This window comes from Pseudomonas sp. HS6, assembly GCF_023375815.1.
Taxonomy (GTDB): Bacteria; Pseudomonadota; Gammaproteobacteria; order Pseudomonadales; family Pseudomonadaceae; genus Aquipseudomonas.
Map to the genome: position 1 here is coordinate 714,987 of NZ_CP067412.1, position 14,103 is coordinate 729,089.

Genomic DNA, 14,103 nt, shown 5'->3' on the forward strand with positions numbered 1-14,103 from the left:
CGACGTCAAAGCTATGACGTCAAATGCAAGGCGGATTATCTTGCAAAAGCTGTCTCCGGCGCCATAGGCCTCAGGGTTTCCCCTAGACACCGACACCTTCCAATGACCGCGACGGAATCGGCTTTACTCAAAGAAAATCGACCGGATGCAGCAATGCGTGGCTGTTCTCGCCTTGGGTTGGTCGATGCCATGCCCCTATAATCGGGCCACTTAGTTTGTGGAGCCCGTTATGCCGAATCTACGTCTCGCCGATTTGACCGCCGAAATCGAAGCCAACGTGCGCCGTGCGTTGCTCGAAGACATCGGCAGCGGCGACATCACCGCGCAACTGATCCCGGCCGAACGCCTGGCCAAAGCCACCATCATCACCCGCGACGCCGCCATCATCTGTGGTACGGCCTGGGTCGATGCAGTGTTCCGTCAGCTCGATCCACGGGTGGCAGTGCATTGGCAGGTGCGCGATGGCGAACGGGTTTCGCCGAACCAGCCGTTGTTTCACCTGGAAGGCCCGGCCCGCTCGCTGCTGACCGGCGAACGGAGCGCCCTGAACTTTCTGCAGTTGCTATCCGGGGTGGCAACCCGCGCGCAATACCTTGCGGACTTCGTCGCCGAAACCGACGTGAAACTGCTCGACACCCGCAAGACCCTGCCGGGCCTGCGTCTGGCGCAGAAGTATGCGGTGACTTGCGGCGGTTGCCATAACCATCGCATCGGCCTGTACGACGCGTTCCTGATCAAGGAAAACCACATTGCCGCCAGCGGCGGAATCCCGCAGGCCATTGCCGCCGCGCACAAGATCGCGCCGGGCAAACCGGTGGAAATCGAAGTGGAAAGCCTGGATGAACTGAAGGAAGCGCTGACGGCCGGTGCCGACATCATCATGCTCGACGAACTGAGCCTCGATGACATGCGCGAAGCCGTACGCCTGAATGGCGGCAAGGCGAAACTGGAAGCCAGCGGCGGCATCAACGAAAGCACGTTGCTGCCGATTGCACAGACCGGGGTGGATTACATCTCGATCGGCGCGATGACCAAGGACGTGAAGGCCGTGGACCTGTCAATGCGCCTGAGTCTCTGATTCGAACACGCAATAAAAAACGCCAGCCCTTTCAAGGCTGGCGTTTTTGTTTCAGACCACCAGATTGTTCATCTCGCAGTACTCTTCCCACTCGACGCCCAACACTTCAGCCGCCTCCTTGTGCAGCTCCAGGCGCTTGGCCTCGAACTCTTCAGGGGTGCTGGTGTATTTGAGCGTCAGCTCCCACGGCTGCAATCCCTGGGCTTCGGCTTCGTCTTCGAACGCCCATTGGATCTGGTCTTTCTGCTCATCGGCACTCAGATCCTTGATCTCGTCCATCAGCTCCGACGCATCAAGTTTGTACTTTTCCAGCGCTTGTTCGTGGCGTTGCTCTTGGGTCAATTCAGTCATGGCGTTCTCGCTGATCATAAGAATGGAAGATGGATCTGGATCATCAAGGATCTCTCTGACGCGGATTGTCCGGCCTTCGGAACCATTCGGGATCATCTGAAAACTGCTGGGCGATGCACATGCAGACAACGAATATAGGACGTTTGGCGAGCGAATTACACGGGTCTTTACATCTCTCCCACAAAAAGTTGACCTGGGGAACATAAACCGGAATTCCAAGTCATAGCGATGTGCCATATCAGCACTCACCTTCGCTGTTCACAAGGAAACCCAGTGATGCGCAGCTTTTCGAAGATTGCTTCTGTTGTGTCCGCCACCGCTCTGACCGCCCTGCTGGGCACCCTGGCCCTGCCAGCCAGCGCAATGGCAGTTGAACTGAGTAGCAGCAGCCCTTCCTATGGCGACCAGATATCCGCTATTCACAACGATTTCGGCAAAGATGTGGTGATCAAGAGTGGTATCGGTGTCGAAGAATTGAAAAAGATGCGCGACACCGTCAATGAGCAGTCGCGTCAGATCGAAGAGTTCAAGCGCAGCAGCGGTTCCAGCTCAAGCTCCAGCGGCAGAGAAATCGATGACCTGAAGAGCAAGGTCAAGGAACAGGATCGTCAGATCGATACGCTGAACCGTCAGGTCGAAGACCTCAAGCGCAACAGCGGCTCCAGCTCCAGTTCGAACAACAGCGAAATTTCCAGCCTGAAGCAGAAGCTCAACGATCAGGATCGGGCGATGGATCAGCTCAAACGTACCGTCGAGGAGTTGAGCCGCAAGGTGAAATAAGAGAAGTGGTGCCCGAGACAGGAATCGAACCTGCGACCTTCGCGTTACGAGTGCGCTGCTCTACCGGCTGAGCTACACGGGCGGTGGGCTAAACCTAGCACTGGTCTTGAAGGTCGGCAACTTCGCAGAATGTCTCGATATTTCGCAGACAAAAAAATGCCCCGCCGTTTTCACGGCGGGGCATTTTTATTGCGCTAACGCTGCGGGGTGATTAAACGCCCGAAGCCTTGGCCGCTGCCACGTCTTTGATGGACAGTTTGATACGGCCGCGGTTGTCCACGTCCAGTACCAGCACTTCCACTTCCTGGCCTTCTTTCAGGATGTCGGTCACTTTCTCTACGCGAGCATCGCTCAGCATCGAGATGTGAACCAGACCGTCCTTGCCTGGCAGGATGTTGACGAATGCGCCGAAGTCGACGATGCGCTCAACCTTGCCGACGTAGATCTTGCCGATCTCGGCTTCTGCGGTGATGCCCAGAACGCGCTGACGTGCTGCTTCAGCCGCTTCCTTGGTTTCGCCGAAGATCTTGATCGAACCGTCGTCTTCGATGTCGATCGAAGCCTTGGTTTCTTCGCAGATCGCACGGATGGTCGCGCCACCTTTACCGATAACGTCACGGATCTTGTCGGTGTCGATCTTCATCGCGATCATGGTCGGAGCGTTGGCCGACAGTTCGGTACGCGACTGGCCGATGATCTGGTTCATCTGACCGAGGATGTTCAGGCGCGCTTCCAGGGCCTGGCCCAGAGCGATTTCCATGATCTCTTCGGTGATGCCCTTGATCTTGATGTCCATCTGCAGCGCGGTAACGCCTTTGGCAGTACCGGCTACTTTGAAGTCCATGTCGCCCAGGTGGTCTTCGTCACCCAGGATGTCGGTCAGAACAGCGAACTTCTCGCCTTCTTTAACCAGACCCATGGCGATACCGGCAACCGGTGCCTTCATCGGCACACCAGCGTCCATCAGGGCCAGGGAAGCGCCGCAAACGGAAGCCATCGAGCTCGAACCGTTGGATTCGGTGATTTCCGAAACCACACGGATGGTGTACGGGAACACGTCAGCGGCAGGCAGCATCGCCGAAACCGAACGACGGGCCAGACGGCCGTGACCGATTTCGCGACGACCGGCGCCACCCATGCGACCACACTCGCCCACCGAGAACGGAGGGAAGTTGTAGTGCAGCATGAACGGGTCTTTTTTCTCGCCTTCCAGGGTGTCCAGCAGCTGTGCGTCACGGGCGGTGCCCAGCGTCGCGACTACCAGAGCCTGGGTTTCGCCACGGGTGAACAGCGCCGAACCGTGAGTCTTCGGCAGAACGCCGACTTCGATGTTCAGCGGACGTACGGTGCGAGTGTCGCGGCCGTCGATACGTGGCTTGCCGTTAACGATGTTTTCGCGAACGGTGCGGTATTCGATTTCGCCGAATGCAGCTTTGACGTCGGAAGCCGAAGGCTGGCCTTCTTCACCGGACAGCTTGGCAACAACCTGATCCTTCAGCTCACCCAGGCGAGCGTAACGGTCGGCCTTGATGGTGATGGTGTAAGCCTGGGAGATCGCTTCGCCGAACTCGGCCCGGATAGCGCCCAGCAGTTCGGTGGCTTCTGGAGCAGGAGCCCAGGTCCAGGTTGGCTTGGCAGCTTCAGCGGCCAGTTCTTTGACTGCGTTGATCACAACCTGGAACTCGTCGTGAGCAAACAGTACCGCGCCCAGCATCTGGTCTTCGGTCAGCTCTTTGGCTTCCGATTCAACCATCAGCACGGCGTCAGAAGTACCGGCAACGACCATGTCCAGGCTCGAAGCAGCTTGCTGCTCGTAGGTCGGGTTCAGCAGGTAGCCGGTGCTTTCGTGGAAAGCAACGCGAGCGGCGCCGATCGGGCCGTCGAACGGAATGCCCGAGATCGCCAGGGCAGCCGAGGTACCGATCATCGCAGCGATGTCCGGATCGGTTTTCTTGCTGGTGGAAACGACGGTGCAGACAACCTGCACTTCGTTCATGAAGCCTTCTGGGAACAGCGGACGGATCGGACGGTCGATCAGTCGGGAAGTCAGGGTTTCTTTCTCGGAAGGACGGCCTTCACGCTTGAAGAAACCGCCAGGGATCTTACCGGCAGCGTAAGTCTTTTCCTGGTAGTGAACGGACAGAGGGAAGAAACCCTTGCCCGGATCGGCTTGTTTTGCACCGACTACTGTCACCAATACGCTGACGTCGTCGTCAACGGTGACCAATACTGCGCCGGAGGCCTGACGGGCGATACGGCCAGTCTCGAGGGTAACGGTCGACTGACCGAACTGGAATTTTTTGATTACCGGGTTCACGGTGTCCTACCTTCTTTGTGGCTCTTGGGGGAACTGGTTTCTTGCGAAATTCTTGGGCAATGCCGGGAATCGGCCCGACGTCTGTCCGGGGTAAAACGTGTATCCAGATAAAACTTGAGGCTGGGAGCCTGCCATGCGCCAGCGGGAATCCCACTGACGCACGACAGACAACCAACCTCTAGCGCAATCGCTGATTAGCGACGCAGACCCAGGCGAGCGATCAGAGCGCTGTAACGGCTCACGTCCTTGCCTTTCAGGTAGTCCAGCAGCTTGCGACGCTGGTTTACCATGCGGATCAGACCACGACGGGAGTGGTGATCTTTACCGTTGGCCTTGAAGTGACCTTGCAGTTTGTTGATGTTGGCGGTCAGCAGTGCAACTTGCACTTCTGGCGAACCAGTGTCACCAACAGCTTGCTGGTAGTCAGCTACGATTTGAGCTTTTTCTTGAACGTCGAGAGCCATGAGGCAATCCTTTTATCAGGAAACTGTTTCAAAAACAGTTTCAACAGGCCAGGGACAAATCCCTGTATCTATAAATGAGTAGTGACCGTGCCTGTTAACAGCCACACTCGTTCGGTCATTCTGACCGAATCAGTCGACGCGGCGCGATGCGCCCGTCTTCGCTCACTTCACCGATACCGATGAAGCGACCGTTATGATCCTGTACTCGCACCATGCCGAACTTCGGAGCATCCGGAGCACGTACCGGTTGGCCGTTGAGCCAGTAGAACGCACTGTGTTCCGAGAAGTGAAGCAGTGGCCAATCCAGCAGGCCACTGTCCGATGGCATCAGGAAGCGGTCGACTGCTTCGTTGCCGCCTTCGGCATGTACCGCTTCAAGCTCTTCGAGGGTCACGGTCTGCGCCAGGGTGAAAGGCCCGGCCTGGGTACGGCGCAATTCAGCGACGTACGCACCACAACCGAGTTGCTCACCGATATCCTCCACCAGGGTACGAATATAGGTGCCCTTGCTGCAATCCACCGCAAGACGCGCAGTATCGCCTTCGAAGGCCAGTAATTCCAAGCGCGCAATAGTAACAGAACGCGGTTCGCGCTCCACTACTTCGCCTGCACGGGCCAGCTTGTACAGCGGCTGCCCATCACGCTTGAGAGCCGAGTACATCGGCGGTATCTGACTGATTTGACCGCGAAATGTCGGCAGAACCGCTTCAATGTCGGCCTGACCAACGGTCACCGGACGCTCCTGCAAAACCTCACCTTCAGCGTCTGCCGTGGTGGTGGTCTTGCCCAGTTGCGCCAGGGTTTCGTAACCCTTGTCGGAATCGAGCAGGTATTGCGAGAACTTGGTCGCCTCGCCAAAGCACAGCGGCAGCACGCCGGTGGCCAGCGGGTCGAGACTGCCGGTGTGTCCGGCCTTCTCGGCATTGAGCAGCCAGCGAACCTTCTGCAACGCGGCGTTTGAGGTGAACCCCAGCGGCTTGTCGAGCAGGATGATGCCGCTGACGTTACGACGGATACGTTTGACCTGAGCCACCGAGTTACTCCTTGGTGTCTTCGGGTTCTGCCGCAACCACGTGCTGATTATCCTCAGCTACGGCGCGCTCGATCAGGGCCGACAGGTGCGCGCCACGCACGACGCTTTCGTCGTAGTGGAAATGCAATTGCGGCACGCTGCGCAGCTTCATCTCGCGGGCCAACTGCATGCGCAGGAAACCGGCGGCAGCGTTGAGCACCTTAATGCTTTGCGCGATGTCTTCAGCGTTGTCCTGCCCCATCACGGTGATGAAAATCTTCGCGTGACCGACGTCACGGCTGACTTCAACAGCGGTAATGGTGACCAGGCCGACGCGCGGATCTTTGACTTCACGACGGATCAGTTGGGCCAGCTCACGCTGCATCTGATCGCCGATACGTTGGGTACGGCTGTATTCTTTTGCCATGATTTGTTACCTGTTACTGCCCAGCGGTGAAACCCGCAAGGTCTGAAAGCGGCAAACGCCCGGCCTGACAAAAGCCAGACCGGGCGTTGCGTTTAGAGTCCTGACGCCGTGCCGCGCATGTTCATGCGACGGCCCGACGTGGCCCTTGAAGTGCGCGAGTCAGAGGCTGCGAGCAACCTGAACCTTCTCGAAGACTTCGATCTTGTCACCGACTTTGACGTCGTTGTAGCTCTTCACGCCGATACCGCATTCCATGCCGGCACGTACTTCGGAAGCGTCATCCTTGAAGCGGCGCAGGGATTCCAGCTCGCCTTCGAAGATCACGATGTCTTCACGCAGTACACGGATCGGACGGTTACGGTGAACAGTACCCTCGATCACCATGCAGCCGGCGATAGCGCCGAACTTAGGCGAACGGAACACGTCACGTACTTCGGCCACACCGAGGATGTTCTCGCGAACATCGCTGCCAAGCATACCGGTCAGGGCTTTCTTGACGTCTTCGATGATGTCGTAGATTACGTTGTAGTAACGCATGTCCAGACCTTCCTGCTCGACGATCTTCCGTGCGCCGGCATCGGCACGCACGTTGAAGCCGAACAGTACAGCGTTGGAAGCCAGTGCCAGGTTGGCGTCGGATTCGGTAATACCACCGACACCGCCACCGACCACGCGCACTTGCACTTCGTCGTTGCCCAGGCCGTTCAGAGCGCCCTGCAATGCTTCCAGCGAACCACGGACGTCGGATTTGAGGACGATGTTGAGCGTCTTCTTCTCTGCCTGACCCATGTTTTCGAAGATGTTTTCCAGCTTGCCGGCGTGAGCGCGAGCCAGTTTGACTTCGCGGAACTTGCCTTGACGGAACAGAGCCACTTCACGGGCTTTCTTCTCGTCGGCAACCACGCTCATCTCGTCGCCAGCATCAGGCGTACCGTCCAGGCCGAGGATCTCGACCGGAATGGCCGGGCCCGCTTCCTTGATCGGCTTGCCGTTCTCGTCGAGCATGGCGCGCACGCGGCCATAGTTCGAGCCGACCAGCACCATGTCGCCTTGGCGCAGGGTACCGTCTTGAACCAGAACGGTTGCAACCGGGCCACGACCTTTGTCGAGGCGCGATTCAACCACGACACCACGGCCAGGAGCCGACGGGGTCGCTTTCAGTTCGAGAACTTCAGCTTGCAGCAGAACAGCTTCGAGCAGCTCGTCCACGCCAGTACCGACTTTCGCCGAAACCGGTACGAACGGCGTATCACCGCCCCACTCTTCCGAAGTCACGCCGTGAACCGAGAGTTCGCTACGGATGCGATCGAGATCAGCGCCCGGCTTGTCGATCTTGTTCACCGCAACCACCAGCGGAACGCCAGCAGCAACAGCATGCTGAACGGCTTCGATGGTTTGTGGCATCACGCCGTCGTCCGCCGCCACCACCAGGATCACGATGTCGGTCGCCTTGGCACCACGGGCACGCATTGCGGTAAACGCGGCGTGACCCGGGGTGTCGAGGAACGTCACCATGCCACGGTCGGTTTCAACGTGGTATGCACCGATGTGCTGGGTGATGCCGCCGGCTTCGCCTGCAGCTACCTTGGCACGACGGATGTAGTCGAGCAGCGAGGTCTTACCGTGGTCAACGTGGCCCATTACGGTCACGACTGGAGCACGGGAGAACGACTCACCTTCAAACTTCAGGGACTCGGCCAGGGAATCTTCCAGGGCGGTGTCGCTGACCAGGGTCACTTTGTGGCCCAGTTCTTCGGCTACCAGCTGAGCAGTTTCCTGATCAAGCACCTGGTTGATGGTCGCTGGAGTACCCAGTTTGAACATGAACTTGATGATTTCAGCAGCCTTGACCGACATCTGATTGGCGAGATCGCCAACAGTGATGGTCTCGCCAATCTGCACATCACGCACGACAGGACCGGTAGGGTTCTGGAAACCGTGGGCGTTGCGTTTCTTCAGCTTGGCCTTGCCGCGACCGCCGCGACGGAAGCCATCGCTTTCTTCGTCGGTAGTGCGTGGCGCCACACGTGGAGCCGGTGCCTTTTCCTTGACCGAAGCGCGATGCGGAGCGTTTTTGCGCTCGCCATCGCCACTGCCACGACGGCTGTTGTCGTCGGCACGTGGTTTGTCCGGACGGCGCTGTTCGTCGCGCTTGCGAGCGTCGGCAGCTGGTGCTGCAGCCACAACCGGTGCAGCTTCGCGCACAGGTTCAGCAGCTGGCGCAGTTGCGGCAACAGGCTCGGAAGTGGCGGTCGATGCAGCAGCAGGCTGGCGACGCGCTTCTTCTTCGGCGCGAACACGGGCTTCTTCTTCAGCCTTTTGACGGGCAGCATTTTCTACTGCGCGACGCTCATCCAGTTCACGCTTGCGCTCGGCTTCGATTTCTTCCGGGCTACGCTGTACGAAAACTTTCTTCTTGCGGACTTCAACGCTGATGCTTTTGCTGCCAGCCACACGCAGGGTGCTGGTGGTTTTACGCTGCAGCGTGATCTTGCGTGGTTCTTCCACTTTCGCCTTGTGGCTGCTCTTCAAGTGAGTCAGCAGGGATTGCTTCTCACTGTCAGTCACATGTTCTTCGGCGGCGGTGTGCGGCAGACCTGCCTCACGCATCTGCTGCAACAGGCGCTCTACCGGTGTTTTGACCTCATCGGCCAGTTGTTTCACCGTGACTTGCGTCATGCATTTCTCTCCTCAGGCCGCGCCTAATTACTCGAACCAGTGGGCTCGGGCGGCCATGATCAACTTGCCGGCACGATCATCGTCAATGCCGTCGATGTCGAGCAGGTCGTCAATAGACTGCTCGGCCAGGTCTTCGCGGGTAATTACGCCGCGCACCGCCAGTTCCATCGCCAAATCCTTGTCCATACCCTCAAGCGAGAGCAGGTCTTCGGCCGGATGGGCGTCTGCCAGCTTTTCCTCAGTAGCGATGGCTTTGGTCAACAAACGATCCTTGGCACGAGCGCGAAGCTCGTTGACGGTATCTTCGTCAAAGCCGTCGATGTTGAGCATTTCTTCCAACGGTACGTAGGCAATCTCTTCCAGGCTGGTGAAACCTTCATCTACCAGCACCTGTGCCAGATCTTCGTCGACTTCCAGCTCGTCGATGAAGTTGCGCAGGATGTCGCCGGTTTCTGCTTGCTGCTTAGCCTGGATGTCCGATTCGGTCATCACGTTCAGGGTCCAGCCAGTCAACTGGCTCGCCAGACGCACGTTCTGACCACCACGACCGATGGCCTGAGCCAGATTGTCTGCGCCAACGGCGATGTCCATGGCGTGGGCATCTTCGTCAACGATGATGGCCGCCACTTCTGCCGGCGACATGGCATTGATCACGAACTGCGCCGGATTGTCGTCCCACAGGACGATATCGACACGCTCGCCACCCAACTCGCCCGACACGGCCTGGACGCGCGAACCGCGCATACCAATGCACGCGCCCTGCGGGTCGATGCGTTTGTCCTTGGAGCGGACAGCGATCTTGGCGCGCGAACCCGGATCACGGGAAGCGGCCATGACTTCGATGAGGCCTTCGGCGATTTCCGGCACTTCGATACGGAACAGCTCGATCAGCATTTCCGGCGCAGTACGCGACAGGATCAGCTGAGGGCCACGGTTCTCGGTGCGGATTTCCTTGAGCAGCGCACGCAGACGCACGCCAACACGGAAGGTTTCGCGAGAAATGATGTCTTCGCGGGCCAGCAACGCTTCAGCGTTATTACCCAGGTCGACGATCACGTTGTCGCGGGTCACTTTTTTCACGGTGCCGGAGATGATTTCTCCCAGGCGCTCGCGATAAGCGTCGACCACTTGAGCGCGCTCGGCTTCGCGCACTTTCTGCACGATGACCTGCTTGGCGGTCTGCGCAGCAATGCGGCCGAATTCGATGGATTCGATCTTTTCTTCGACGACGTCACCGACCTTGGCGCCAGGATGCGTTTCAGCAACCTTGCTCGGCCAGGTTTCGATGGCCGGATCATCGAGATCATTCTCTTCAACGACCGTCCAGCGACGGAAAGTTTCGTAAGAACCGGTGTGGCGGTTGATTTCCACACGCAGATCAACTTCGTCTTCAAAACGCTTTTTGGTAGCAGTGGCCAGAGCCAGCTCCAGCGCTTCAAAAATTACGCTTGCCGGTACGCCCTTTTCATTGGATACCGACTCAACAACCAGCAGTACTTCTTTGCTCATCGTACGCCTCGCCTTTCGCAAGCCATTGGATCCGCGGGATCCGCGTCTCAGTCAAAACTGGGAATAATGTTGGCCTTGTCGATCATATCGATCGGCAACAGGAACTCATGGTCATCTACCTGCACCACGACATCCTGTTCTTCTACACCGCGCAGAAGGCCCTGAAAGTTGCGTCGTCCTTCAAAAGGCGAGCGCAGCTTGATCTTCACTTGTTCACCGACATATTTGGCAAACTGCTCAAGAGTGAACAGTGGGCGTTCCATGCCTGGCGAGGAAACTTCAAGGGTGTATTCAACGGATATCGGATCTTCAACATCCAGCACACCGCTGATCTGACGGCTGACGATGGCGCAATCGTCCACCAGTACGCCGCCTTCCTTATCGATATAAACGCGCAACATTGAGTGGCGACCTTGAGCCGAAAACTCAATACCCCAGCATTCATAGCCTAGGGCCACGACCACCGGGGCCAGCAAGGCCTGCAACTCTTCTAGCTTGCTCGACACCTGAACCCCCTCGTGCATGTATGTGCATGCTATGCAAAATAAAAAAATGGGCGAAACGCCCATCCTTGAAACGCCGTCGAACAGCGGCGTTGAAAGTGTCCAGCTAACAAAAAGCCCCTTAAAAGGGGCTCCTTAAACTGGTTGCGGGGGCCGGATTTGAACCGACGACCTTCGGGTTATGAGCCCGACGAGCTACCAGACTGCTCCACCCCGCGACAAAGCTGGGGCGGAAGTATACGACCGATCCCCAGTAGGGTCAATGTAACCTTCCACCTGCAAGAAAGCCCGCAACAGCGGGCTCTCCTGACTAATTGGTACCGAGAAGGGGACTCGAACCCCTACACCCTATGGGCACAACCACCTCAAGGTTGCGTGTCTACCAATTCCACCACCTCGGCAATACTACGTTTGAAACCCTTCTTACTTCTGCTCTTGAGCTGGAGGTACGTCAGTCGCTGGAGTAGCCGACTTTTGCTCTTGAAGCACCGGAACATCATCAGAAGCCGGTTGTTGCTTTGGAACTTCCAACACTGCCGGGTTTGGCAAACCTGCCTGAGTCAGCTGATGAGCCTTCTCTTTAGCAAAGTATCCTAACCCCAAGCTGGTTATGAAGAAACCGGCGGCAAGTATAGCAGTAAACTTACTAAGAAAGGTAGAGGAACCTTGGCTTCCGAACACAGTATTTGAAGCACCTGCTCCGAAAGACGCGCCAGCGTCCGCACCCTTACCCTGCTGCAGCAAAACCAGAGCAACTACGCCCAATGCACCCAGCAGATGAAAAACGACTACGACTGTTTCCAGCATTTTTTCAGTTTCCCGCGGCGCGACAGATCGCACCGAACTCATCTGCATTCAGGGAAGCTCCACCAATGAGCCCCCCATCGATATCCGGCATGCCGAACAGTTCGACCGCATTGGCCGCCTTCACGCTGCCGCCGTATAGAAGCCGCACACCTCGTGCGACTTCAGAATTCTCTGCCGCCAACTGCTCGCGAATGGCCTTATGCACATCCTGAGCCTGTTGCGGCGTTGCAGTCAGCCCGGTACCAATGGCCCAGACCGGCTCGTAAGCGATCACTGCATTGGCAAAAGCACCGACGCCCAGCTCCTCTATGATACTGCCCAGCTGACGCCCGACAACCTCAAGAGTTTTTCCAGCTTCGCGCTGTTCCAGGGTCTCCCCTACACACAACACCGGAATCAAGCCACATGCCTGTGCCGCTGCGAACTTGCGATTCAGCATCCCGTCTCGCTCGCCCATGACCTGACGGCGTTCGGAGTGCCCGACAAGCACCAGGGAACAACCTGCATCCACCAACTGACTCGGTGCAACCTCACCAGTCAATGCACCTTGCATCGATTCCACCGCAGAGTTCTGCGCGCCGACCGAAATCGACTTTCCTTTCAAGCCATCAATCACTTGATTGATATGCAGACAAGGCGGGAATACCGCGACATCAACACCGCTTGGCAAGGCCAGATGACGAAGGCCGTTGATCAGCTCAGCGACGCTGGCGCGGGTACCGTGCATCTTCCAGTTACCAGCTACCATAGGGCGACGCATGCTGTACCTCGTCGGTCAAAGTGGGCGCAGATGTTACCCAACACAATCATGGCTGGCAAGCCGTATCAGGCAGAAACTTCAGTTACCAGTTTTGCCAGTTCTTCGGCATAGCTGCGAACCTGTGCTTCATCCTCGCCTTCGACCATGACACGCACCAGAGGCTCTGTCCCGGACTTGCGCAGAAGCACACGCCCACGCCCCGCCATCGCCTCGGTTACACGCCTGCTGGCTTCCTTGACAGCCGGGTGATCAAGCGGACTGTCGCCACCGCCGAAACGCACATTGATCAGCACCTGAGGACACTTGCGCAGCGCCTGACGGGTTTGCGCCAGACCTTCGTTGCGGGTTTTCAGCGCCATCAACACCTGCAACGCTGCGATGATCGCATCGCCAGTCGTGGTGTGGTTGAAGCAGACGACATGCCCGGAGTTCTCGCCCCCTACCAGCCAATCGCGCTCCAGCAACTCGGCAATCACATAACGGTCGCCGACATTCGCGCGCACAAAAGGAATACCCAGATCAGCCAGGGCCAACTCCAGACCCAGGTTGCTCATCAGCGTACCGACCACGCCCCCCTGCAACTTGCCGCGCTCATGCAGATCGCGCGCGATGATGAAAATCAGCTCATCGCCATCAACAACCGCACCGGTGTGATCAACCATCAACACCCGGTCACCATCGCCATCGAAAGCGATACCCAGGTCGGCGTGCTCGGAAAGCACCGCCGCCTGCAACGGCCCCATGTGCGTCGAGCCACAGTTGTCGTTGATGTTCAGGCCGTTGGGCTGGGCAGACAACACCACAACCTCGGCGCCCAACTCACGAAAGACGCTCGGCGCGACCTTGTAGGTTGCTCCGTGCGCGCAGTCGATTACGATCTTGAGACCGGCAAAACTGGTGTTGGTCGGCACGCTACTCTTGCAGAATTCAATGTATCGACCGGACGCATCATTGATTCGCGAGACCTTGCCGATCTTACTCGACTCGACGACTGTCATTGGAGTATCGAGCAGCTCTTCGATCATCAGCTCCAGCTCATCCGGCAACTTGGTGCCGCGACCGGAGAAAAACTTGATGCCGTTATCGTCGTGAGGATTGTGCGAAGCACTGATCACGATACCGGCCTCAGCCTGGAATGTGCGCGACAGGTATGCGATAGCAGGCGTCGGCATCGGCCCGAGCAGCATCACGTCGGCACCTGCCGAGGTGAGGCCAGCTTCCAGAGCCGACTCGAACATATAACCGGAGATTCGCGTGTCCTTGCCAACGAGCACCTTGCAGGCGCCCATTTTTCGGAATGCCATACCGGCAGCCCAGCCGAGCTTGAGCATGAAGTCCGGAGTAATCGGGTATTCACCGACACGACCACGAATGCCGTCGGTACCAAAATATTTCTTGCTCATAAGTGCTCCATCA

The 14,103-nt window shown here is 57.7% G+C and carries 13 protein-coding genes and 3 tRNA genes; 2 read left to right on the forward strand and 14 right to left on the reverse strand.

Annotated elements, in window-relative coordinates:
• Positions 1 to 229 precede the first annotated feature (229 nt).
• Positions 230 to 1,078, forward strand: a complete 849-nt coding sequence (gene nadC / locus JJN09_RS03410; protein WP_249485666.1) for a carboxylating nicotinate-nucleotide diphosphorylase — start codon at positions 230 to 232, stop codon at positions 1,076 to 1,078.
• Between the two features lie 51 nt (positions 1,079 to 1,129).
• Here the strand turns inward: nadC and JJN09_RS03415 are convergent, their stop codons facing one another.
• A complete protein-coding gene (locus JJN09_RS03415) occupies positions 1,130 to 1,429 on the reverse strand; it encodes a DUF6388 family protein (RefSeq protein WP_249485670.1) in 300 nt (99 codons plus the stop codon).
• A gap of 276 nt (positions 1,430 to 1,705) precedes the next feature.
• Between JJN09_RS03415 and JJN09_RS03420 the strand changes: the two genes are divergently transcribed.
• Positions 1,706 to 2,209, forward strand: coding sequence for a hypothetical protein (locus tag JJN09_RS03420; RefSeq protein WP_249485672.1), 504 nt, complete (start codon positions 1,706 to 1,708; stop codon positions 2,207 to 2,209).
• A 6-nt stretch (positions 2,210 to 2,215) separates the two neighbouring features.
• Here JJN09_RS03420 and JJN09_RS03425 read toward each other — a convergent pair.
• From JJN09_RS03425 to glmM, 13 genes are all read right to left on the reverse strand, one after another.
• Positions 2,216 to 2,291: transfer RNA gene (locus tag JJN09_RS03425), tRNA-Thr, on the reverse strand.
• A gap of 129 nt (positions 2,292 to 2,420) precedes the next feature.
• The gene (gene pnp, locus JJN09_RS03430; RefSeq protein ID WP_096818846.1) at positions 2,421 to 4,526 is read right to left on the reverse strand and encodes a polyribonucleotide nucleotidyltransferase; all 2,106 of its coding nucleotides are present in this window, start codon (positions 4,524 to 4,526) and stop codon (positions 2,421 to 2,423) included.
• 194 nt (positions 4,527 to 4,720) lie between these two features.
• Positions 4,721 to 4,990 carry a 30S ribosomal protein S15 gene (gene rpsO / locus JJN09_RS03435; RefSeq protein WP_011332409.1) on the reverse strand — a complete coding sequence of 90 codons (270 nt, stop codon included), beginning with the start codon at positions 4,988 to 4,990 and terminating at the stop codon, positions 4,721 to 4,723.
• 115 nt (positions 4,991 to 5,105) lie between these two features.
• Entirely contained in the window at positions 5,106 to 6,023 is a 918-nt protein-coding gene (gene truB, locus JJN09_RS03440; protein WP_249485674.1) for a tRNA pseudouridine(55) synthase TruB, read from the reverse strand.
• A 4-nt stretch (positions 6,024 to 6,027) separates the two neighbouring features.
• Entirely contained in the window at positions 6,028 to 6,429 is a 402-nt protein-coding gene (gene rbfA, locus JJN09_RS03445) for a 30S ribosome-binding factor RbfA (RefSeq protein ID WP_096818842.1), read from the reverse strand.
• 159 nt (positions 6,430 to 6,588) lie between these two features.
• A complete protein-coding gene (gene infB, locus JJN09_RS03450; protein ID WP_249485675.1) occupies positions 6,589 to 9,108 on the reverse strand; it encodes a translation initiation factor IF-2 in 2,520 nt (839 codons plus the stop codon).
• A 27-nt stretch (positions 9,109 to 9,135) separates the two neighbouring features.
• Positions 9,136 to 10,617: a transcription termination factor NusA gene (gene nusA / locus JJN09_RS03455; RefSeq protein WP_249485677.1), complete on the reverse strand. Its 1,482-nt coding sequence runs from the start codon at positions 10,615 to 10,617 to the stop codon at positions 9,136 to 9,138.
• Positions 10,618 to 10,664: 47 nt separating this feature from the next.
• On the reverse strand, positions 10,665 to 11,123 hold the full coding sequence (gene rimP, locus JJN09_RS03460; protein ID WP_039769696.1) for a ribosome maturation factor RimP: 459 nt from the start codon (positions 11,121 to 11,123) through the stop codon (positions 10,665 to 10,667).
• A gap of 138 nt (positions 11,124 to 11,261) precedes the next feature.
• A tRNA-Met gene (locus JJN09_RS03465) sits at positions 11,262 to 11,338 on the reverse strand.
• 97 nt (positions 11,339 to 11,435) lie between these two features.
• Positions 11,436 to 11,521, reverse strand: a tRNA-Leu gene (locus JJN09_RS03470).
• A 22-nt stretch (positions 11,522 to 11,543) separates the two neighbouring features.
• A complete protein-coding gene (gene secG, locus JJN09_RS03475) occupies positions 11,544 to 11,927 on the reverse strand; it encodes a preprotein translocase subunit SecG (protein ID WP_011332406.1) in 384 nt (127 codons plus the stop codon).
• A gap of 4 nt (positions 11,928 to 11,931) precedes the next feature.
• Complete coding sequence (tpiA, locus tag JJN09_RS03480; protein WP_249485678.1) at positions 11,932 to 12,687, reverse strand: triose-phosphate isomerase; 756 nt, start codon at positions 12,685 to 12,687, stop codon at positions 11,932 to 11,934.
• A gap of 65 nt (positions 12,688 to 12,752) precedes the next feature.
• Positions 12,753 to 14,090 carry a phosphoglucosamine mutase gene (gene glmM, locus JJN09_RS03485; RefSeq protein WP_249485682.1) on the reverse strand — a complete coding sequence of 446 codons (1,338 nt, stop codon included), beginning with the start codon at positions 14,088 to 14,090 and terminating at the stop codon, positions 12,753 to 12,755.
• Positions 14,091 to 14,103: the final 13 nt, after the last annotated feature.

What these genes read in the sequence shown, in the direction of transcription:
- nadC (WP_249485666.1), top strand. Translation starts at nt 230, where the DNA reads ATGCCGAATCTACGTCTCGCCGATTTGACCGCCGAAATCGAAGCCAAC.
- JJN09_RS03415 (WP_249485670.1), bottom strand. Translation starts at nt 1,429, where the DNA reads ATGACTGAATTGACCCAAGAGCAACGCCACGAACAAGCGCTGGAAAAG.
- JJN09_RS03420 (WP_249485672.1), top strand. Translation starts at nt 1,706, where the DNA reads ATGCGCAGCTTTTCGAAGATTGCTTCTGTTGTGTCCGCCACCGCTCTG.
- rpsO (WP_011332409.1), bottom strand. Translation starts at nt 4,990, where the DNA reads ATGGCTCTCGACGTTCAAGAAAAAGCTCAAATCGTAGCTGACTACCAG.
- rbfA (WP_096818842.1), bottom strand. Translation starts at nt 6,429, where the DNA reads ATGGCAAAAGAATACAGCCGTACCCAACGTATCGGCGATCAGATGCAG.
- infB (WP_249485675.1), bottom strand. Translation starts at nt 9,108, where the DNA reads ATGACGCAAGTCACGGTGAAACAACTGGCCGATGAGGTCAAAACACCG.
- nusA (WP_249485677.1), bottom strand. Translation starts at nt 10,617, where the DNA reads ATGAGCAAAGAAGTACTGCTGGTTGTTGAGTCGGTATCCAATGAAAAG.
- secG (WP_011332406.1), bottom strand. Translation starts at nt 11,927, where the DNA reads ATGCTGGAAACAGTCGTAGTCGTTTTTCATCTGCTGGGTGCATTGGGC.
- tpiA (WP_249485678.1), bottom strand. Translation starts at nt 12,687, where the DNA reads ATGCGTCGCCCTATGGTAGCTGGTAACTGGAAGATGCACGGTACCCGC.
- glmM (WP_249485682.1), bottom strand. Translation starts at nt 14,090, where the DNA reads ATGAGCAAGAAATATTTTGGTACCGACGGCATTCGTGGTCGTGTCGGT.